At 66.4% G+C, this 17,932-nt stretch carries 20 protein-coding genes; 8 read left to right on the top strand and 12 right to left on the bottom strand.

Annotated elements, in window-relative coordinates; translation table 11 throughout:
* The first annotated feature begins 15 nt into the window (after nt 1-15).
* Entirely contained in the window at nt 16-1,131 is a 1,116-nt protein-coding gene (gene cfa / locus VG566_RS06095; RefSeq protein ID WP_049405890.1) for a cyclopropane fatty acyl phospholipid synthase, read from the top strand.
* Between the two features lie 151 nt (nt 1,132-1,282).
* On the opposite strand, the gene VG566_RS06090 is transcribed toward cfa, so the two are convergent.
* Nucleotides 1,283-3,451: a M3 family metallopeptidase gene (locus VG566_RS06090; RefSeq protein ID WP_014647732.1), complete on the bottom strand. Its 2,169-nt coding sequence runs from the start codon at nt 3,449-3,451 to the stop codon at nt 1,283-1,285.
* Nucleotides 3,452-3,581: 130 nt separating this feature from the next.
* Between VG566_RS06090 and VG566_RS06085 the strand changes: the two genes are divergently transcribed.
* Entirely contained in the window at nt 3,582-4,061 is a 480-nt protein-coding gene (locus VG566_RS06085) for a glutathione peroxidase (RefSeq protein WP_014647731.1), read from the top strand.
* A gap of 75 nt (nt 4,062-4,136) precedes the next feature.
* Here VG566_RS06085 and VG566_RS06080 read toward each other — a convergent pair whose 3' ends face one another.
* From VG566_RS06080 to VG566_RS06065, 4 genes are all read right to left on the bottom strand, one after another.
* The gene (locus VG566_RS06080; RefSeq protein ID WP_241884737.1) at nt 4,137-4,916 is read right to left on the bottom strand and encodes a ferredoxin--NADP reductase; all 780 of its coding nucleotides are present in this window, start codon (nt 4,914-4,916) and stop codon (nt 4,137-4,139) included.
* Between the two features lie 79 nt (nt 4,917-4,995).
* Nucleotides 4,996-6,867, bottom strand: a complete 1,872-nt coding sequence (locus VG566_RS06075; RefSeq protein WP_164109480.1) for an ABC transporter ATP-binding protein — start codon at nt 6,865-6,867, stop codon at nt 4,996-4,998.
* Between the two features lie 239 nt (nt 6,868-7,106).
* Complete coding sequence (locus tag VG566_RS06070; RefSeq protein WP_046431628.1) at nt 7,107-7,559, bottom strand: carboxymuconolactone decarboxylase family protein; 453 nt, start codon at nt 7,557-7,559, stop codon at nt 7,107-7,109.
* 36 nt (nt 7,560-7,595) lie between these two features.
* A complete protein-coding gene (locus VG566_RS06065; RefSeq protein ID WP_241884738.1) occupies nt 7,596-8,492 on the bottom strand; it encodes an RNA polymerase sigma-70 factor in 897 nt (298 codons plus the stop codon).
* Between the two features lie 158 nt (nt 8,493-8,650).
* Here VG566_RS06065 and VG566_RS06060 point away from each other — a divergent pair, with 158 nt between their 5' ends.
* The 3 genes from VG566_RS06060 to VG566_RS06050 all read left to right on the top strand — a co-directional run bounded on the left by VG566_RS06060 (nt 8,651) and on the right by VG566_RS06050 (nt 11,325).
* Nucleotides 8,651-10,168 (top strand): fumarate hydratase, encoded by a 1,518-nt coding sequence (locus VG566_RS06060; RefSeq protein ID WP_014647726.1) that lies wholly within the window; start codon nt 8,651-8,653, stop codon nt 10,166-10,168.
* A gap of 125 nt (nt 10,169-10,293) precedes the next feature.
* Nucleotides 10,294-10,632 (top strand): hypothetical protein, encoded by a 339-nt coding sequence (locus VG566_RS06055; protein WP_014647725.1) that lies wholly within the window; start codon nt 10,294-10,296, stop codon nt 10,630-10,632.
* Between the two features lie 57 nt (nt 10,633-10,689).
* Entirely contained in the window at nt 10,690-11,325 is a 636-nt protein-coding gene (locus tag VG566_RS06050; protein ID WP_014647724.1) for a glutathione S-transferase family protein, read from the top strand.
* A 71-nt stretch (nt 11,326-11,396) separates the two neighbouring features.
* Here the strand turns inward: VG566_RS06050 and arsC are convergent, their stop codons facing one another.
* The 3 genes from arsC to VG566_RS06035 form a co-directional block, all read right to left on the bottom strand.
* Nucleotides 11,397-11,738 carry an arsenate reductase (glutaredoxin) gene (gene arsC / locus VG566_RS06045; protein WP_014647723.1) on the bottom strand — a complete coding sequence of 114 codons (342 nt, stop codon included), beginning with the start codon at nt 11,736-11,738 and terminating at the stop codon, nt 11,397-11,399.
* Nucleotides 11,738-12,892, bottom strand: coding sequence for a phospholipase A (locus VG566_RS06040; protein WP_032958894.1), 1,155 nt, complete (start codon nt 12,890-12,892; stop codon nt 11,738-11,740). Before VG566_RS06040 ends, arsC begins: the two co-directional genes overlap by 1 nt.
* 118 nt (nt 12,893-13,010) lie before the next feature.
* Nucleotides 13,011-13,496, bottom strand: coding sequence for a DUF456 domain-containing protein (locus tag VG566_RS06035; RefSeq protein WP_032958895.1), 486 nt, complete (start codon nt 13,494-13,496; stop codon nt 13,011-13,013).
* 235 nt (nt 13,497-13,731) lie between these two features.
* On the opposite strand from VG566_RS06035, the gene VG566_RS06030 reads away from it, so the two are divergent.
* A complete protein-coding gene (locus tag VG566_RS06030; RefSeq protein WP_014647720.1) occupies nt 13,732-13,941 on the top strand; it encodes a cold-shock protein in 210 nt (69 codons plus the stop codon).
* Nucleotides 13,942-14,013: 72 nt separating this feature from the next.
* Here the strand turns inward: VG566_RS06030 and VG566_RS06025 are convergent, their stop codons facing one another.
* Together VG566_RS06025 and VG566_RS06020 are read right to left on the bottom strand one after the other, a co-directional pair.
* On the bottom strand, nt 14,014-14,508 hold the full coding sequence (locus VG566_RS06025; RefSeq protein WP_005417545.1) for a glycine zipper 2TM domain-containing protein: 495 nt from the start codon (nt 14,506-14,508) through the stop codon (nt 14,014-14,016).
* A gap of 136 nt (nt 14,509-14,644) precedes the next feature.
* Nucleotides 14,645-15,079, bottom strand: a complete 435-nt coding sequence (locus VG566_RS06020; protein ID WP_134809084.1) for a cytochrome c — start codon at nt 15,077-15,079, stop codon at nt 14,645-14,647.
* Nucleotides 15,080-15,158: 79 nt separating this feature from the next.
* Between VG566_RS06020 and VG566_RS06015 the strand changes: the two genes are divergently transcribed.
* Nucleotides 15,159-15,983, top strand: coding sequence for a tRNA threonylcarbamoyladenosine dehydratase (locus tag VG566_RS06015; protein ID WP_241884739.1), 825 nt, complete (start codon nt 15,159-15,161; stop codon nt 15,981-15,983).
* Nucleotides 15,984-16,017: 34 nt separating this feature from the next.
* On the opposite strand, the gene VG566_RS06010 is transcribed toward VG566_RS06015, so the two are convergent.
* Entirely contained in the window at nt 16,018-16,791 is a 774-nt protein-coding gene (locus VG566_RS06010; RefSeq protein WP_241884740.1) for a TatD family hydrolase, read from the bottom strand.
* Complete coding sequence (locus tag VG566_RS06005) at nt 16,788-17,003, bottom strand: DUF6116 family protein (RefSeq protein ID WP_014647716.1); 216 nt, start codon at nt 17,001-17,003, stop codon at nt 16,788-16,790. The genes VG566_RS06010 and VG566_RS06005 overlap by 4 nt, the downstream gene beginning before the upstream one ends.
* 163 nt (nt 17,004-17,166) lie before the next feature.
* Here VG566_RS06005 and VG566_RS06000 point away from each other — a divergent pair.
* Nucleotides 17,167-17,932, top strand: a 766-nt coding sequence (locus VG566_RS06000; RefSeq protein ID WP_423172720.1) for a glycine zipper 2TM domain-containing protein, incomplete at its 3' end; no start/stop codon positions are given.

Here is a 17,932-nt window from a genome sequence, read left to right as displayed (position 1 = left end):
AGTCGAGGAGGTGGCGTGGATACAGGGTTGCAGGAGCGGGTCGCCGGCCTGCTCCACGAAGCCGGGGTCCGCATCGGCGGCACCCAGCCACAGGACATCCAGGTGCATGACCCGCGTTTTTTCGCGCGGGTCATGGGCCACGGCTCGCTCGGCCTGGGCGAGAGCTACATGGAGGGGTGGTGGGATGCCAATGTCCTGGATGAATTCCTCGTCCACCTGATGCAGGCGCACCTGGATGAACGGGTGCACGGCTGGCGCGAAGTGGCAGACGCGCTGAAGGCGCGCCTGTTCAACCTGCAGGCGGGGCAGGGCAGTTACGAAGTCGGTCGCCGCCATTACGACCTCGGCAATGATCTCTACCAGGCCATGCTCGGCCAGCGCCTGGTCTACAGCTGTGGCTATTGGCGCAACGCCGACGACCTCGACGCCGCACAGGAGGCCAAGCTCGACCTGGTCTGCCGCAAGCTGGGCCTGCGCCCGGGCCAGCGCGTGCTGGACATTGGCTGCGGTTGGGGCGAAGCCCTGAAGTTCGCCGCCGAGCGCTACGGTGTCAGCGGCGTCGGCGTGACCATATCGCAGGAGCAGGCCGAGTTCGCGCGGCAGTTGTGCGCTGGCCTGCCGATCGAGATCCGCCTGCAGGATTACCGTGAACTGGACGAGCCGTTCGATGCGATCTTCTCGATCGGCATGTTCGAGCACGTCGGTGACAAGAACTACGCCAGTTTCTTCGAAGTGGCCAAGCGCTGCCTGTCGCCGCGCGGGTTGCTGCTGTTGCATACCATCGGCACCAACGTCTCACGGCATCGCACCGATCCATGGATTGCACGCTACATCTTCCCCAACTCGATGCTGCCGTCGGCGGTGCAGATCACCAAGGCGTTCGAAGGCCGTTTCGTGCTGGAGGACTGGCACAACTTCGGCACCGACTACGACCTGACCCTGCAGGCATGGCGGCGCAACGTGGAAGCAGCGTGGCCGCGGCTGGATGCGCACTACGACGAGCACTTCCGGCGCATGTGGCGCTTCTACCTGGCCGGGTCGATGGCCACCTTCCGCTGCCGGCACGCGCAGCTGTGGCAGCTGGTGCTGTCGCCGGAAGGCGTGCCGGGTGGGTACGTGGCGCCGCGTTGATGGCGTGGCTGGGGTCGGAGCCCTTTCCGTCGGAAAGGGATCCGACCCCGGGGTCAGATCCCTTTTCGCAGAGAAGGGCTCTGACCCCGACCACAACAAAAAACCGCCCGGTCTCCCGGGCGGTTTTCGTTTCAGGCGACTGCGCTGGCGATCAGTTGCCGGCGCCGGTCAGGCCGCGCTTTTCCAGCAGTGGTTCGATCTGCGGCTCGTGGCCGGCGAAATCGCGGAACAGCTGCATCGCGTCGACGCTGCCGCCCTTGGACAGCAGGGTGGCGCGGAAGTGGTCGCCGTTCTTGCGGCTCAGGCCGCCGTTGTCCTTGAACCACTTCTGGGTGTTGGCGTCGAGCACTTCCGACCAGATGTAGGCGTAGTAGCCGGCCGAGTAGCCGCCCATGATGTGGCTGAAATACGGGGTCTTGTAGCGCGGCGGAACCGGCGCGTAATAGATGCCGTCCTTCTCCAGCGCGGCGCGCTCGAAGGCCATCACGTCCTTGGCCGCCGGCACCTGGTCCGGGCCGATCTGGTGCCAGTTCTGGTCCAGCATCGCCGCCCCCAGGTATTCGGTGGTGGCAAAGCCCTGGTTGAACTTCGATGCGGCAATCACCTTGTCCAGCAGGGCCTGCGGCATCGCCGAACCATTCTGGTAGTGCTTGGCGTAGTTCTTCAGGATGACCGGGTTGTCGGCCCACATCTCGTTGACCTGCGAGGGGAACTCGACGAAGTCGCGCGGCACCGAGGTGCCCGAGAAGTAGGGGTACTTCACGTTGGAGAACATGCCGTGCAGGGCGTGGCCGAACTCGTGGAAGGTGGTGTTCACCTCATCCCAGGTCAGCAGGGTCGGCTGGCCGGCCGGCGGCTTCGGGATGTTCAGGTGATTGGCGACCACCGGCTTGAAGCCGGTCAGCTTGGACTGCGAGACGTAGGAGTTCATCCACGCACCGCCACGCTTGGAGGCGCGTGCATACGGATCGAAGATGAAGATCGCCAGCTGGCTGCCATCGGCGTCGAACACGTCGTAGACGGTGACGTCATCGTGGTAGACCGGCAGGTCGGTGCGCTGCTTGAAGGTCAGGCCGAATTCCTGGCCGGCGGCGTAGAAGACGCCGTTCTCCAGCACGTTCTTCAGTTCGAAGTACGGCTTCAGCTGCGACTCGTCGAAGTTGTACTTGGCCTGGCGCACCTTCTCGCTGTAGAAGGCCCAGTCCCACGGTTCCAGCTGGAAGGTCGGCTTGCGCGCGGCCTTCTGCTCCTTGTCGATCATCGCCTGCAGGTCGGCGGCTTCGCGCTTGGCATTGGCCACCGCGGCCGGAGCCAGCTTGCCGAGCATCGCGTTGACCGCTTCGGGGGTCTTGGCGGTCTGGTTGGTCAGGTTGTAGGCAGCGAAGTTCGGGAAGCCCATCAGCTTGGCCTTGTCGGCACGCAACTGCATGATGCGCGAGACCAGCGCGGTGTTGTCGAACTCACCGCCGCGGCTGCCGCGGGTGGTCGAGGCTTCGTAGATCTTCTGGCGCAGGGCGCGGTTGGCCAGGTTGGTCAGCGGCGGCTGGCCGGTGGTGTTGAGCAGGGTGATCACGTACTTGCCTTCCAGGCCACGCGCCTTGGCGGCTTCGGCGGCGGCGGCGATCTGCTCCTTGGACAGGCCAGCCAGCTCCTTGACGTCGTCGACGGTGATCGCCGAAGCGTTCACTTCCGACTGCACGTTCTGGCTGAACTTGGTGCCCAGATTGGCCAGTTCGGCATTCATGTCCTTCAGCGTGGCCTTGTCGGCCTCGGACAGCTTGGCGCCGGCGCGCACGTAATTGTCGTAGTACTTCTCGACCAGGCGCACGCCTTCGGCGTCCAGGCCCAGCTGGCTGCGGGTGTCGTACAGCGCCTGGATGCGGGCGAACAGCTTGCCGTTCAGCGCGATCGCATCGCTGTGCGCGGCAAACTTCGCCGAGTAGTCGGCCTGCAGCTTCTTGCGGGTGTCGTTGGTATCGGCGCCGACCAGGCTGAAGAACACGGTGGTCGCACGGTCGAGGATGTCACCGCTCTTTTCCAGCGCGATGATGGTGTTGTCGAAGGTCGGCTTGGCCTTGTTGTTGGCGATCGCCTCCACTTCCTTCAGCTGCTGCGCCATGCCGGCGTCGAAGGCCGGGGCGAAGTCGCTGTCCTTGATCTTGTCGAACTGCGGGAAGTGCAGCGGCAGCGGGCTTTCGGCGAAGAACGGGTTGGCCTGCTGGGCATTGGTGCTGGCAGCCGGGGTGGCGGCGCCGGCCGAGAAGGCGGGCAGGGCAAGGCCGAGGGACATGGCCACGGCAAGGGCAAGTCGAGTGGTCAAGGTAGAAGCTCCGGTAAGGCAAACAAGGGCCCGAGGGTAACCCGGCCGGCGGCGACTGCACTTGTGTCAAAAGGCATGTTGCCGGGGCCGGGCGCGGGTACCATGCGTTCACCGCCCACGGCCCGCTGCCATGACCACCGCCTACGATTTCAGCTTCCGTGACCTCGACGGCCAGCCGCAGGCGCTGGCCCGGTACCAGGGCCACCCGTTGCTGCTGGTGAACGTCGCCAGCCGCTGTGGCTTCACGCCTCAGTACACCGGGCTGGAGCAGCTGTGGCAGGACTACCGCGAGCGCGGCCTGGTGGTGATCGGCTTCCCGTGCAACCAGTTTGGCGCGCAGGAGCCCGGTGATGCCGCGCAGATCCGCCAGTTCTGTTCGCTGGACTATCCGGTCAGCTTCCCGCTGTCGGAAAAGATCGAGGTCAACGGCGAGGGGGCCGACCCGCTCTGGAGGTGGCTCGCGCGGGAGAAGCGCGGCGTGCTCGGCAGTGCCCGCATCAAGTGGAATTTCAGCAAGTTCCTGGTCGATCGCCAGGGGCGGGTGGTGTCGCGGCATGCGCCCACCACCCGGCCGGAGCAGCTGCGCGGCGAGATCGAAGCGCTGCTGTGAGGTCGTGCCGGCCGCTGGCCGGCAATCCCGTGGGCCAGGAAGAGCCGGCCAGCGGCCGGCACTACCGTTGCAGCATCATTTCTCGACGAACGCGCGCTCGAACACGTAGTGGCCCGGCTGGCCGATGCGCGGCGAAACCTGGAAACCGCGGGCATCGAGTACAGCACGCAGGTCGGCCAGCATCTGCGGGCTGCCGCAGATCATCGCGCGGTCGTTTTCCGGGCTCAGCTCCGGCAGGCCGAGGGTGCGCTGCATCTGGCCGCTTTCCATCAGCGAGGTCAGGCGGCCCTGGTTGGCGAACGGCTCGCGGGTGACGGCCGGGTAGTACAGCAGCTTGTCGCCGATTATCTCGCCCAGGAACTCGTGCTCACGCAGCTCCCTCTCGAAGTAATCGCGGTAGGCCAGATCCTTTTCGTAGCGCACGCCGTGGCAGAGGATCACCTTCTCGAAGCGCTCGTAGGTCTCCGGGTCCTTGATGACCGACAGCCACGGCGCCATGCCGGTACCCGTGCCCAGCAGGTACAGGTTCTTGCCCGGGTGCAGGTCGCTGATCAGCAGGGTGCCGGTGGGCTTCTTGCCGACCAGCACCTTGTCGCCCGGCTTGATGTGCTGCAGGCGCGAGGTCAGCGGGCCGTCCTGCACCTTGATGCTGAAGAACTCCAGATGCTCTTCCCAGTTGGCGCTGGCGATGGAGTACGCACGCAGCAGCGGCCGTGCCTCGGTTTCCAGGCCGATCATCACGAACTGGCCGTTCTCGAAGCGGAAGCCGCTGTCGCGGGTGGTGGTGAAACTGAAGTAGGCGTCGGTCCAGTGACGGACCTCAAGCACCGTTTCGGCGCCAAAAGCGGAGGACATGGGCGTATCTGTCAAAAGTCGTCGGGGGAATTCTATCTCAAATGAGACGGGTTCTCATTGGGCGGAACGAGAGGCGTTCTCAGCGGTAACCCGCCGCCTGCAGCTCGAACAGCTCGGCATAGCGGCCGCCCTGTGCCATCAGCTGGGCGTGGGTGCCACTGGCCTCGATCCGGCCATCGGCCAGCACCAGGATGCGATCGGCCATGCGGACCGAGGAAAAACGGTGGGAAATCAATACGGCGGTGCGATTATCCGCCAGTTCCCTGAACCGCTGGAACACTTCGAACTCACTGCGCGCATCCAGCGCTGCCGTTGGCTCATCCAGGATCATCACCTGCGCATTGCGCATCCACGCGCGGGCAATGGCGATCTTCTGCCACTGGCCACCGGACAGGTCCACGCCCTGCTTGAAACGGCGGCCGATCAGCTGGTCGTAGCCACCGGGCAGCTCCTCGATCACTTCCTCGGCCATGCCGCGGCGCGCGGCATCGGCGATGCGTGCCTGGTCGTCCATCGCCTCGACCTGGCCGACGCCGATGTTCTCGCCGGCGCTGAGGTTGTAGCGCACGAAGTCCTGGAAGATCACCCCGAGGTTGGCGCGCAGGTCGTCCAGGTCGTAGTCGCGCAGGTCGCGGCCATCGAGCAGGATGCGGCCCTCGTCCGGTTCGTACAGGCGTGCCAGCAGTTTCACCAGGGTGGTCTTGCCGGCGCCGTTCTCGCCGACCAGGGCCAGCACTTCGCCGGCCTGCAGCTGGAAATCGAGGTGGCGCACCGCCCACTGTTCGGCATCGGGATAGCGGAAACCGACGTTCTCGAACACGAAGCCCTGGCGGATCGGCTGCGGCACGCGTACGGCGCCTTCGCGCGAGTGGATTTCCGGTTCGATCTGGAAGAACGAGAACAGGTCATCCAGGTACAGCGCCTGGCTGGCCACCTGCGAGAAGCCGATCAGCAGGCCTTCCAGCAGCTGGCGCAGGCGCAGGAAGCTGCCGGCGAGGAAGGTCAGGTCGCCGATCGAGAAGTCGCCGCGCACCGTGCGCCAGGCAATGTAGGCGTAGGCGGTGTAATACCCCAGCGTGCCCAGCGCAGCCAGCAGCGTGCCCCAGAACGCGCGGCGCCGTGCCAGGGCACGGTTGGCCTGGAACAGCGCCACCGACAGGCGCCGATAGCGCTCGACCAGGAAGCGGTGCAGGTTGTAGATCTTCACTTCCTTGGCCGTTTCCACGCTGGCACCGAGCTGGCGCAGGTAGTCGAGCTGGCGGCGCTCGGGCGTCCACTGGAAGTTGAGGCTGTAGCCGGCCGCGTTGAAGTGCGATTCGCCGATGAAGGCCGGCACCAGTGCCAGCGCCAGCAGCAGGATCAGCCACGGCGCGTAGACCAGCAGGCCGACGGCGAGGCTGGCCACGGTGATCGCGTCCTGCACCTGGCCGAACAGCTGGCTCATCAGGTTCATCCGGCCCATGGTCTGGCGCCGCGCACGGTCCAGCTTGTCCTGCAGGTCCGGGTCCTCGAAGTCCTCCAGATCCAGCGTCGCCGCGTGTTCCATCAGCCGGATGCTGGTGACGTTGGCGAACAGCTCGGAGAGCAGGGCATCGGCGTAGCTGACCAGCCGGCCGAGCAGGTCCGAGGCGATGGCCAGGCCGAATTCCAGCGCCAGCAGGCCCAGCAGCGGATTGAGCATGCCGCTGGACAGCGCCTCGCCCAGCGGCGGGAAACCGGCGTCGTGCTGGCTCAGGTGCAGGGCGCTGTCGATGATCAGCTTGCCGACGTACAGCATCGCCACCGGCAGCAGCGCACGGATCAGGCGCAGCCCCAGGCTGGCCAGGGTCAGCGCGGGGCTGGTCTGCCAGACCATGCGCAGGAACGGCGGCAGGTTGCGCATCGCCTTGAAGCGCTGGCGCAGGCTGGGTTTCTTCGCGGCGGCAGCGCCAACGGGGGGGGTGGCAGGCATGCGCGTATTGTGCGCGCGTGATACGTGCAGGGGGAGTCAGTGCAGCCGTGTTGCCGGCACCGGGGTCAGATCCCTTTGCGCGGCAAAGGGCTCTGACCCCAGCGACCCACAGCGGGTCAGAGCCCTTCGCGAAGCGAAGGGATCCGACCCTCCCGTATCCATGCGTAGCGTGGATCTACCGTGTCGACCAAGGTCGACACCTACCGGCATCACCGGTGAACTGTCAAAGGCGGGGTGGGTCAGGCCGGCAGCGGCGGCAGCAACCCCGCACCGAGGCGGTTCCAGGCATTGATCACCGCGATGCCCATGCTCAGGTCACTGATGCCCTTCTCATCGAAGTGCGGTGCCAGTGCATCGAACGCGGCCTGCGACGGCGCGCCGTCGGTCAGCCGGGTCAGCGCCTCGGCCCAGCCCAGTGCCGCGCGCTCGCGGGCATCGAAGAAGCGGCTTTCGTGCCAGGCGGGCAGGGTGTCCAGCTTGCGCGGCTCGATGCCGCCCTTGCGCAGCGCGGTGCCGTGCATGTCCATGCAGTAGCCGCAGCCGTTGAGCTGCGACACGCGCAGGAACACCAGTTCCATCAGGGTCGGATCGATCGAGCTGTCATGCACCGCCTGGCTGGTGGCCAGCAGGCCCTTGAAGGCCTCGGCGGCCAGGCGGGTGTAGGGGACGCGGGGAGAGGCGTGGTCGGACATTTTCGGCTCCACGGCGGCCACGGTGGCCGCCTTTCACTACCAGGACGCCGTACCGTCATCGCGCGTGACAGCACCCGGCAGCTTTTCCGGATTCAACACGCTGTACACGTTGGCGATGCGGCCATCGACCACTTCGATGGTGGTGACCGAATGCAGGCGCTCACCCTGGAAACGCAGGATCGCCGGCTCGCCGTTGACGTAGCCCAGCTGGGCGGGATGCACCGCGCCGCGGCGGGCGATGGCCCAGAACAGGCGGCCGATGCGTTCGGCGCCCAGCAGCGGCCGCACGGCCGCAGTGACCACGCCACCGCCGTCGGAAACCAGTACCGCGTTGGCGTGCAGCAGGGCCTGGATCGCTTCGCTGTCGCCGCGCTGCGAGGCCTCCATGAAGCGCGCCAGCAGCTGCCGGTGCTGGCTGGCATCGGCATTGAAGCGCGGTCGTCCGGCCTGCAGGCGTTGCCGGGCACGGTGCACCAGCTGCCGGCAGTTGGCCTCGCTGTGGCCGATCAGCTCGGCGATCTCACGGTAGTCGTGGTCGAACGCCTCCTTCAGCAGGAAGGCGGCGCGTTCCTCGGGGCCGAGCTGTTCGAGCAGGGTCAGGAAAGCGACCGAGACGTCGTCGGCCAGCGCATGCAGCTGGGCCGGACCGGGCGCCGGGTCCGGCTCCAGGGTGACCGCCAGCGGTTCGGCCAGCCATGGGCCGACGTAGTGGACGCGCTCGCGCTTGGCCGCACGCAGCCGGTCCAGGCCGAGCCGGGTGGTGGTGGTGACCAGCCAGGCCTCGGCATCGCGGACGGCCGCAGGATCGGCGCCGGACCAGCGCAGCCAGGCGTCCTGGACCACGTCTTCGGCGTCGGTGCGGCTGCCGAGCAGGCGGTAGGCCAGCGCCATCAGGCGCGGGCGGTGGGTCTGGAAAGCGGTTTCGGCGTTCATGTGGGCAAGGACGCCGCAGTGGCGCGTGGCGTGACAGAGGAGGCGGGGTCAGATCCCTTTCCCAGGGAAAGGGATCTGACCCCTGACTCTACCTGCGGCCGGGGGAGGGGGTAAAATGGGTGGATTACCCCCGCCAGCCTCGAGCAAGCGAGCAAGACGTGACATCGATCAAGCAGGAAGACCTCATCCAGTCCATCGCCGACGCGCTGCAGTACATCTCGTACTACCACCCGGTCGACTACATCAAGAACCTTGCCGCCGCCTACGAGCGCGAGGAGTCGCCGGCCGCGAAGGAAGCGATGGCGCAGATCCTGATCAATTCGCGCATGTGCGCCGAGGGCCACCGCCCGATCTGCCAGGACACCGGCATCGTCACCGTTTTCCTGGAAATCGGCATGGACGTGCGTTGGGATGACGCCACCATGGGCGTGGAAGACATGGCCAATGAAGGCGTGCGCCGCGCCTACATGCACCCGGACAACAAGCTGCGCGCCTCGGTGCTGGCCGATCCGGCAGGCAAGCGCATCAACACCAGGGACAACACCCCGGGCGTGGTCAACGTCAAGGTGGTGCCGGGCAACAAGGTCGACGTGATCGTCGCCGCCAAGGGCGGTGGTTCGGAAGCGAAGACCAAGTTCGCCATGCTCAATCCGTCCGACTCGATTGTCGACTGGGTGCTGAAGACCGTGCCGACCATGGGCGCCGGCTGGTGCCCGCCGGGCATGCTGGGCATCGGCATCGGTGGCACCGCCGAGAAGGCGATGCTGCTGGCCAAGGAAGCGCTGATGGAGCCGATCGACATCACCGAGCTGCAGGCCCGTGGTGCGTCCAACCGCATCGAGGAGCTGCGCCTGGAGCTGTACGAGAAGGTCAACGCGCTGGGCATCGGTGCGCAGGGCCTGGGTGGCCTGACCACCGTGCTTGACATCAAGATCAACGACTACCCGACCCACGCGGCCAACCTGCCGGTGGCGATGATCCCGAACTGCGCGGCCACCCGCCATGCGCACTTCACCCTGGATGGCAGCGGCCCGGTGATGCTGGACCCGCCGTCGCTGGAAGACTGGCCGAAGCTGACCTACGACGCATCCAAGGGCACCCGGGTGGACCTGGATACGATCACCCCGGAAGACGTGGCCAGCTGGAAGCCGGGCCAGACCCTGCTGCTCAACGGCAAGCTGCTCACCGGCCGCGACGCCGCGCACAAGCGCATGGTCGACATGCTCAACAAGGGCGAGCAGCTGCCGGTCGATCTGAAGGGCCGCTTCATCTACTACGTCGGCCCGGTCGATCCGGTGCGTGACGAAGTGGTGGGCCCGGCCGGCCCGACCACGGCGACCCGCATGGACAAGTTCACCGAGCAGGTGCTGGCACAGACCGGCCTGCTGGGCATGGTCGGCAAGGCCGAGCGCGGCCCGGCCGCGATCGAGGCGATCAAGAAGCACAAGTCGGCCTACCTGATGGCCGTCGGTGGCTCGGCCTACCTGGTGTCCAAGGCGATCAAGGCGGCCAAGGTGGTCGGTTTCGCTGACCTGGGCATGGAGGCGATCTACGAGTTCACCGTGCAGGACATGCCAGTGACCGTGGCCGTCGACTCCGCCGGCGAATCGGTGCACAAGACCGGCCCGCGCGAGTGGCAGGCCCGCATCGGCAAGATTCCGGTGGTGGTGGAGTAATTCCCGCACGCTTCGGTCCAGACAACGGCGCCCGTGTGGCGCCGTTGCTGTATCTGGAGGCAGGATTAACGCGCCTGTAGCCCTGGCTCTGCTACGGTTGGCACACCCTCGCACAGGACGTGTCCATGGCCCTGCATCGCTTCATCGTGGCCGGCGTGCTGCTGGCCCTGGCCGGCTGCAGCACCCCGGCGTCGTACGAAGGCGCGGATTTCCCTGCATCGGCGCAATGCCGCATGCAGTGCCAGGCCAGCTACCGCAGCTGCATGGCGCAGAATGACTCTCTCGGCAGCCGCCAGAGCAATTGCGAGCAGCGGATGGTGCCGGCGCCGGACAAGCGCTGCAAGGACGTGGACAACCCGGACCTGCGCCGTGCCTGCGAACTGAAGACGCATGACTGCACGCTGCGCGCGCCGATGATGTCCTGTGGCGAGCGCCGCGATACCTGCATGAGCAGCTGCGGCTGAGCGACGGCTCCCGCACGGGCGCATAATCGGCCGGCCCACCTGCACAGGATCCGCCGCATGAGCACCACGCTGTATGGTTCGACAAGCACCGCCGCGCTGGTGGTGCACTGGCTGCTGATCGAGCTCGGCATCGAGCACGAGTTGGTGCTGCTGGATTTCGACGCGCGCGAGCACAAGTCGGCGGAGTACCTGGCACTGAATCCGGCCGGCGTGGTGCCGACGCTGCTGATCGATGGCCTGGTACTGACTGAAGCGGCGGCGATCGCCCTGTACCTGGCCGACCGCCATCCGGACGCCGGTTTGTTGCCGGCACTGGGCACGCCGCAGCGCGCCGATGCCTACCGCTGGATGTTCTGGTGTGCCAATACGTTGCAGCCGGCCTATCGCGCTTGGTTCTATCCGCACGAGGTGGCGGGCGAGGCAAACGTGGAGGCCAGTCGCGAGATGGCGCGACAGCGCCTGGAAGCGGCCTGGCAGCATGTGGCCACGCACCTGCTGGCGCATGGGCCCTACCTGCTGGGCGCCACGCCCTGCGTGGTCGACTACATGCTGGTGATGCTGATGCGCTGGTCGCGCAACATGCCCAGGCCCAGTGACACCTGGCCGTCGCTCAAGGCACATGCCACCTCGATGAAGGCGCGCCCGGCGTTCGCCGAGGCCTACCGCCGCGAAGGCATCACCGACTGGCGGTAACCAGAAAAGGGGACGGAGGGGATTAAGTCGTTTGTGCACAAACGACTTAATCCCCTCCGTCCCCTTTTCCGTTACAGGATCTCCAGCACCGTTTCCGGCGGGCGGCACAGCCGTGTGCCCTTGGGCGTGCGCACCACGGGGCGGTTGATCAGGCGCGGGTGTTCGGCCATCGCAGCCAGCAGGGTGGCATCGTCGGCATCTTCCAGCCCGAGTTCGGCGAACTGAGTCTCCTTGCTGCGCACCAGGTCGCGCGCGCTCAGGGCCGACTCGGCCAGCACCTGGCGCAGCGTGGCCGCGTCGGGTGGGGTGCCCAGGTACTCGATCACCACCGGGTCGAAGCCCGCATCGCGGATCAGCTTCAGTGCGCCGCGCGAGTTGCTGCAGGCCGGGTTGTGCCAGATCGTCACGTCCATCAGAACCACTCCAGCAGCGACACGCCCACGCCCACATAGGTGGCCTTGTGGTTGTAGTCGATCATGCTCTCGCCATAGCCGTCGAAGACCTGCACATGGCCACGCAGCAGATTGCTGATCGGAAAGCCGTAATCCAGCTGCAGTGCACCGTGGGAGCGGCTGCCGGTGCGCAGCGAATGACGCGCCATCAGCGCGACTTCATGCCCGTTGCGGTTCCAGATCAGGGTCGCGTCACCCCGGCCCATGTAATCCTCGATGTCCGGATTATTGTCTTCGCTGCGGCTTTCCGGGATGCGGTACCACGGGCGCAGCACCAGCGCCCAGTTCTCGCGATCCAGGCCGATGTTGAGCATGACCCGGTTCCAGCTGCGCGAGAGCGGATCGGCTCGTCCGTTGGACTGGTGGTTGAGGCTGATACCGGTCATGCGCCCGCGCCAGCCACCGATCGAGTAGCCGTTGCGGAACACCATCATCACTTCGGGTTCGTAGTTGGTTTCGCGGAACGGGCGCGAATCCTCGCTGTTGTAGGCCTGCCAGCGCGAACTCTGGGTGTAGCCAGCCCAGATGTCGCCGTTGTCGCCGAACAGGTTCTCTGCGATCTTGGTCTTGAAGCTGATCTGGAACTTCAGCTCGGTACTGTCGAGTACCTGCGGGGTCGTCACGCTGTTGGCCGGGTTCGGCGAATGCGGCGTGGTGTTGCGGTCGCTGGTCCAGAACGCCGGCAGCAGGTACACCGGCTTGTAGGCACGCAGCTGGAAGGGCCCCAGCTTGGAGTCCTCGGCCAGCTCCCAGCGGCTGTCCAGCAGCGAACCGCGGCCAGCATTGGCCAGCGCGCTGTCCGGTGCCGCCGGACGGAACAGGTCGCTGACCCGCTCGCGCAGCTTTTCCTCGCCCTGGCTCACGCGCGCGGTCTGTCGTTCCTCGCGGCGCGCCTGCGCAGCCGATTCGGCGGCGGCATCGGCGGCGGCGGTGGCCTCCGGGGTATGCCCGAAGAGGCGGTCATAGCAGGCCAGGCGGGCCGCGTCGGTGGTGATCGCCGCGCAGGCGGCCGGCGAGGTGTCGGCGCTGGGCGCGAACTCCTGCGCAGCCAACGGTGCACTGGCCAGGGCAAGCGCCAGCGGCGCCAGACGGGGAAGCAGCGTGGGGAGGGTCATTGCAGCAGGCCCTTCGATGGATACGGGAATCGCACAGTGTGGCGGCTGCACCGGATCGCGGCCAGCCCCACCGTTTATGCACGGCCACGGCGTGCGCGTGGCGTGAAGGCTAGGTGGCTCAGAAGAACCAGGCGAACGCGAACAGGCCCAGCATCGCGATCACCACCGCCAGTTTCAGTGCCAGGCCGAGCAGGATGCCGAGCCAGGTCGCCAGGCCCACCTTGGTCGAGCGGCCGAGTTCGCGGGTGTGCCAGTACTCGCCGAGCAGGGCGCCGACCAGCGGTCCGGCAAACAGGCCGATGGGCATGAAGAACAGGCCGACGATGCTGCCGACGAAGGTGCCCCACAGGGCCTTGCGGCTGGCGCCGACGCGCTGCGCGCCAACTACGGTGGCGAGCACGTCCACCAGCAGTGAAAGCAGGGTCAGCACGCCCAGCGCGACCAGGGTGGGCCAGCCGACGTGGGCGAAGCCGTCGGCCCAGGCCGCCAGCAGCAGCCCGATGAACACCAGCGGGATGCCCGGGAGGGCCGGCAGGATGATGCCGGCGATGCCGATCAGGACAAAAATGACCGCTAGCAGATATAAGATGAATGAGAGTCCCATGCTGTCCCGTATGGTGGCCGTTTTGGGGTTGACAGTGAAAGATTTTGCCAGTTGCTTTTTCGTTTGGGGCGGGTTAAGTTGCAGTCGCTGAGCTTGGCAAGGTCACCGTGGATCGTGGCCTGATGAAGCAAGATCTTTCCGATCCGCTGCATCGATGCACCTCGCTTCCCCCTTGCTTGTCAGCCGCCCACCGGGCGTTTCCAACAACAAGAGAGAGTCAAAGGGAGTTAGTGAGATGGCTGAGCGCGAGACCGGTACCGTAAAGTGGTTCAATGATGCGAAGGGCTTCGGCTTCATCAGCCGGCAGAATGGCGAGGACGTGTTCGTGCACTTCCGCGCCATCGAGACCCAGGGCTTCAAGAGCCTCAAGGAAGGCCAGACTGTGAGCTTCGAAGTCGTGCAGGGCCAGAAGGGCCTGCAGGCTGACAAGGTGCAGCCGGTGTAATACCCGCCGCCCGTCGGCATGAAAAAGGCCCGCGCAAGCGGGCCTTTTTCTTTGCCGTTGGCCCGGTGCAGGTCAGCGCAGGATGACCTTGCCATTGACGACGCGCACGTAGGTGTTCTCGCGGATGCCGCCGAGATCGCGCTGGTTGACCACGATGGTGCGGCCATCATCCATGCGCACGCTGATGTCATAGGTATCGCTGGTGACGTTCTTCTGGATCTGGTTGCCGGCCAGGGCACCACCGACCGCGCCTGCGGCGGCGGCGATGTTCTTGTTGCCACGGCTGCCACCGGTGTGGTCGGAGATTTCATGGCCGGCCACGGCGCCGACGATGCCGCCGAGGATCGCGCCGGTCGCGCTGGGCGCGGTGCGGCCCGAGGGCACGGTGTTGATGCGGGTGACGATGCCACAGTCAGCGCAACGGCCCTGGTTGTAGCCGCCATTGTTGCCGTAGCCGCCGTTGTTGTAGCCGTTGTTGTAACCACCGCCGCTGTAACCGGGCGAGGTGGCACAGCCAGCCAGCGCGAGGGTAGCGATGGCGCTGGCGGCGATGAGCTGGATCTTCATGGGGCGTCTCCTGGCCGTGAAGGCGGGTGGGTTGGGTGGTACTGCGTCGTGCAGCAGGGTGGACGAATCCTCTCCTTTCGAACGTGAACAACGCGCCAACCGTGTGCGTGCTGCCCGGCTGCAGGATGAATGCGGCTCAGCGGAAATCCTGGTGGCAGGCGCGGCAGTCCGCCTGCAGTGTTTCCACCAGCTGGGCGAGGGCCCTGCAGTCGCCGGGGGGTGAGGCCAGCGCCGTGTTGAGGTTGCCGCGCAGCTGGCTGGCGTGCTGCTGGAACTGCGCACTGTCCTTCAGCCCGGGAAACGCCTGGTCCAGGTCATTGGACAGCAGGCGCAGCACCTGCAGCCGCGGCACGCTGTCAGCCAGGCTGCAGCGGTTCTGCAGCTGGGCCTGCTGCAGCAGCTGTGACTGCCGCTGCATCACCTGCATCAGGCTGCCCGGGAACGGATCGCGACGCGCCTGCAGGGCGCGGCCGACCATTACCGTGGCGATCAGGCCGATCAGCAGGCCCAGGCAGAGCACGAACAGGTAGCGATGGGCGCTGGACAGGCGGCGGGGCAGGCTGGCATTCATGCGGGCACTCCGGGCGTGCAACGGTGGGTTCGACGCCGGCGTACTGCGGGCGCCAGCACCTGCACGTTAAAATAGCCCGATGAACGAACAGGTCAAACAGCGCTTCGCCGGCATCGAACGGCTGTACGGCGTGGGTGCACTCGAGCGCCTGCAGGGCAGCCGCGTGGCGGTGGTCGGCATGGGCGGCGTCGGCTCGTGGGTGGTGGAGGCGCTGGCCCGTTCGGCCGTCGGCCACCTGACCCTGATCGATGCCGACGATATCTGCGTGTCCAACACCAACCGGCAGCTGCCGGCGATGGAAGGCAACTACGGCCGCAACAAGGCCGAGGCGATGGCCGAGCGTTGCCGTGCGATCAATCCGGACATCGAGGTCGACGCGGTGCAGGCATTCCTGACCGTGTCCAACATGGCCGAGCTGCTGGACCGGGGGTTCGATCTGGTGATCGATGCCTGCGACAGCTTCCGGGTCAAGGTCGAGACGATCGCATGGTGCCGCCGCCGCAAGCTGCCGTTGCTGACCGTCGGTGCCGCCGGTGGCCGTACCGACCCGACCCTGGTGCGCATCCGCGATGTCTCTCGCACCGAGCACGACGCCATGCTGGCGCTGATCCGCAAGAAGCTGCGCAGCGAATTCAACTTCCCGAAGAACGCCAAGCGCTATTTCGGCGTACCGGCGGTGTATTCGCTGGAGAATGTGAAGTACCCGCAGGCCGATGGCAGCGTCTGCGGCATCCGTCCGAACCTGGGCGCCGATGCGGCGTTGAAGCTGGACTGTGGCGCCGGCCTGGGCGCGGCAACCCACATTACCGGCGCGTTCGCCTTCGCGGCGGTTGGCAAGGCGCTGGAGATGCTGCTGGAGCCGAAGAAGGTGAAGGTGGAAGCGGTCGAGGCCAGCGAGGTGTGATGGATCGTGCCGGCCAGCGGCCGGCACCTGCCCGTTACATTGCCGGCAGCGCGAACAATCGCCGCGCATTCTCCGTCGTGGCCCGGGCCACGGCATCCAGCTCCATCCCGCGCAGTGCGGCCACGTGCCGGGCAATGGTCGCCAGCCGCGCTGGCTCGTTGCGCTGGCCGCGGATGCCGGCGTCGGGCTGGTCGGGCGCGTCGGTTTCCAGCAGCAACTGTTCCAGCGGCATCTCGCGCACCAGCCGCTGCAGCCGTTGCGCGCGATCGTAGGTCAGTGGGCCACCGAGGCCGAGCAGGAAGCCCTGCCTGTGCAGTTGCGCGGCCTGTTCCGGGCTGCCGGAAAAGCTGTGCACCACGCCGCGCAGGCCGCCGACGCGGCGGATGGCGGCGATCACCGCATCCACCGCGCGTCGCGCGTGCACGATCACCGGCAACTCGAATTCGCGGGCCAGTTCCAGCTGGCCGATGAAATACGCCTGCTGGGCGTCGGCGTCCAGCCCTTCGACAAAGAAGTCCAGGCCGCATTCGCCGATCGCGCAGGGGCGTTCGCGCTCGATCCACTCGCGCAGCAGTGGCAGGTGCCCGGGCTGGTGATCGGCCAGGAACATCGGATGCAGGCCGTAGGCCGGGTACAGCCCCGGCGCCTGCTGGCAGACCTCACGCAGCTTCGGCCAGCTGGCCGCGGTCACCGCCGGTACCACCTGCTGGCGCACCCCCGCGGCCTGCGCACGCTCGATCACCGCAGCGCGGTCACGGTCGAACCCGCTGGCATCCAGATGGCAGTGGCTGTCAACCAGGATGCTCAACGCTGTTCCAGCGGCGGAGGTGTTGCGGCGTTGCGGCTCTTCCAGTTGGCCAGCAGCAGTGTGCCGAAGCCCAGCACCAGCTCATCGACGAACGGGATCGGGTCCGGGATGAACAAGGTCAGCACGAACAGGCCGGCGGTGAGCTTGAACAGGGTGGGGTAGCGCAGCCGGCGGGCCCATTGCAGTACCGGCAGCAGCATCGGGTTGGCCATGGCGGGGAGCCTCGTGGGGAATGTGCAAACGCTACCACGGGCCCAGCATTTCCCGATGCTGAATGGGTTATCGGAATGAGCAGGAAATGTGGAGATTCCGTTCAGGCAGCGCATGCTGCAATCTGCCCCGAGAACGTTGCGGATGGTCCGCAAGGAGCAGGTCATGAAAAGCACAACTACAACTGTCCTGGTCGCAGCGGGCGCGCTGCTGGTCGGTGGCATCGCCACCGCCGCCTTCATGAAGAGTGGTGACAAGTCGCCCGATTCCATCAGCGCCGGAACCCCCAATGGTGAATCGCGCCTCGTTGAAGGTAACGCTTCTGACGACGGCGCACGTGGTGACAAGCTGGACCCGTCCGCGCCGCGCGGGCTTGAATATGCCGATGTGCTGAAGGTTGACCCGATCACCGAGAAACAGAAGGCCTACGCCACCGTGATCGGCACCGATGCGGTGCGCGAAACGTCCACGACCCAGACTCCTCATGAAGTCTGCCAGGACGTGACGGTGCAGGAGCGCCTGCCGGAACGTGATGGCAACGTTGGCGGTACCGTGGTTGGCGCTGTGGTCGGTGGCCTGCTCGGCAACCAGGTCGGTGGCGGCAACGGCAAGAAGGCCGCGACTGCCGCCGGTGCCGTGGCCGGCGGCTTCATCGGCAACCAGATCGACAAGCGCCATGTGGGTGGCCGCGTGGTCAACCGCACCGAGCGCCAGTGCCACACCGAGACCGCCACCTCCGAGTCGAGCCGCGTCACCGGCTACAACGTGACCTACCGCAATGAGGACGGCACCACCGGCACCATGCGCATGGCCAGCAAGCCGGGCAACCGCATTGCCATGGGTACCAACGACGTGGTGAAGGGTTACAACGTGACCTACCGCTATGACGGCGCGGAGAAGACCGTGCGCATGGACAACAAGCCGGCCAGCG

The sequence above is a fragment of the Stenotrophomonas sp. CASM114 genome (assembly GCF_049384325.1).
Taxonomy (GTDB): Bacteria; Pseudomonadota; Gammaproteobacteria; order Xanthomonadales; family Xanthomonadaceae; genus Stenotrophomonas; species Stenotrophomonas muris.
The sequence above is the reverse complement of the archived record's forward strand: the minus strand, read 5'-3'. Positions and strand labels throughout refer to the sequence as shown.

Coding starts and splice junctions, on each gene's coding strand:
- VG566_RS06065 (WP_241884738.1), bottom strand. CDS start 8,492: ATGAACGCCGAAACCGCTTTCCAGACCCACCGCCCGCGCCTGATGGCG.
- VG566_RS06055 (WP_014647725.1), top strand. CDS start 10,294: ATGGCCCTGCATCGCTTCATCGTGGCCGGCGTGCTGCTGGCCCTGGCC.
- VG566_RS06070 (WP_046431628.1), bottom strand. CDS start 7,559: ATGTCCGACCACGCCTCTCCCCGCGTCCCCTACACCCGCCTGGCCGCC.
- VG566_RS06030 (WP_014647720.1), top strand. CDS start 13,732: ATGGCTGAGCGCGAGACCGGTACCGTAAAGTGGTTCAATGATGCGAAG.
- VG566_RS06085 (WP_014647731.1), top strand. CDS start 3,582: ATGACCACCGCCTACGATTTCAGCTTCCGTGACCTCGACGGCCAGCCG.
- VG566_RS06040 (WP_032958894.1), bottom strand. CDS start 12,892: ATGACCCTCCCCACGCTGCTTCCCCGTCTGGCGCCGCTGGCGCTTGCC.
- VG566_RS06035 (WP_032958895.1), bottom strand. CDS start 13,496: ATGGGACTCTCATTCATCTTATATCTGCTAGCGGTCATTTTTGTCCTG.
- VG566_RS06020 (WP_134809084.1), bottom strand. CDS start 15,079: ATGAATGCCAGCCTGCCCCGCCGCCTGTCCAGCGCCCATCGCTACCTG.
- VG566_RS06025 (WP_005417545.1), bottom strand. CDS start 14,508: ATGAAGATCCAGCTCATCGCCGCCAGCGCCATCGCTACCCTCGCGCTG.
- VG566_RS06005 (WP_014647716.1), bottom strand. CDS start 17,003: ATGGCCAACCCGATGCTGCTGCCGGTACTGCAATGGGCCCGCCGGCTG.
- VG566_RS06075 (WP_164109480.1), bottom strand. CDS start 6,867: ATGCCTGCCACCCCCCCCGTTGGCGCTGCCGCCGCGAAGAAACCCAGC.
- VG566_RS06015 (WP_241884739.1), top strand. CDS start 15,159: ATGAACGAACAGGTCAAACAGCGCTTCGCCGGCATCGAACGGCTGTAC.
- arsC (WP_014647723.1), bottom strand. CDS start 11,738: ATGGACGTGACGATCTGGCACAACCCGGCCTGCAGCAACTCGCGCGGC.
- VG566_RS06080 (WP_241884737.1), bottom strand. CDS start 4,916: ATGTCCTCCGCTTTTGGCGCCGAAACGGTGCTTGAGGTCCGTCACTGG.
- VG566_RS06050 (WP_014647724.1), top strand. CDS start 10,690: ATGAGCACCACGCTGTATGGTTCGACAAGCACCGCCGCGCTGGTGGTG.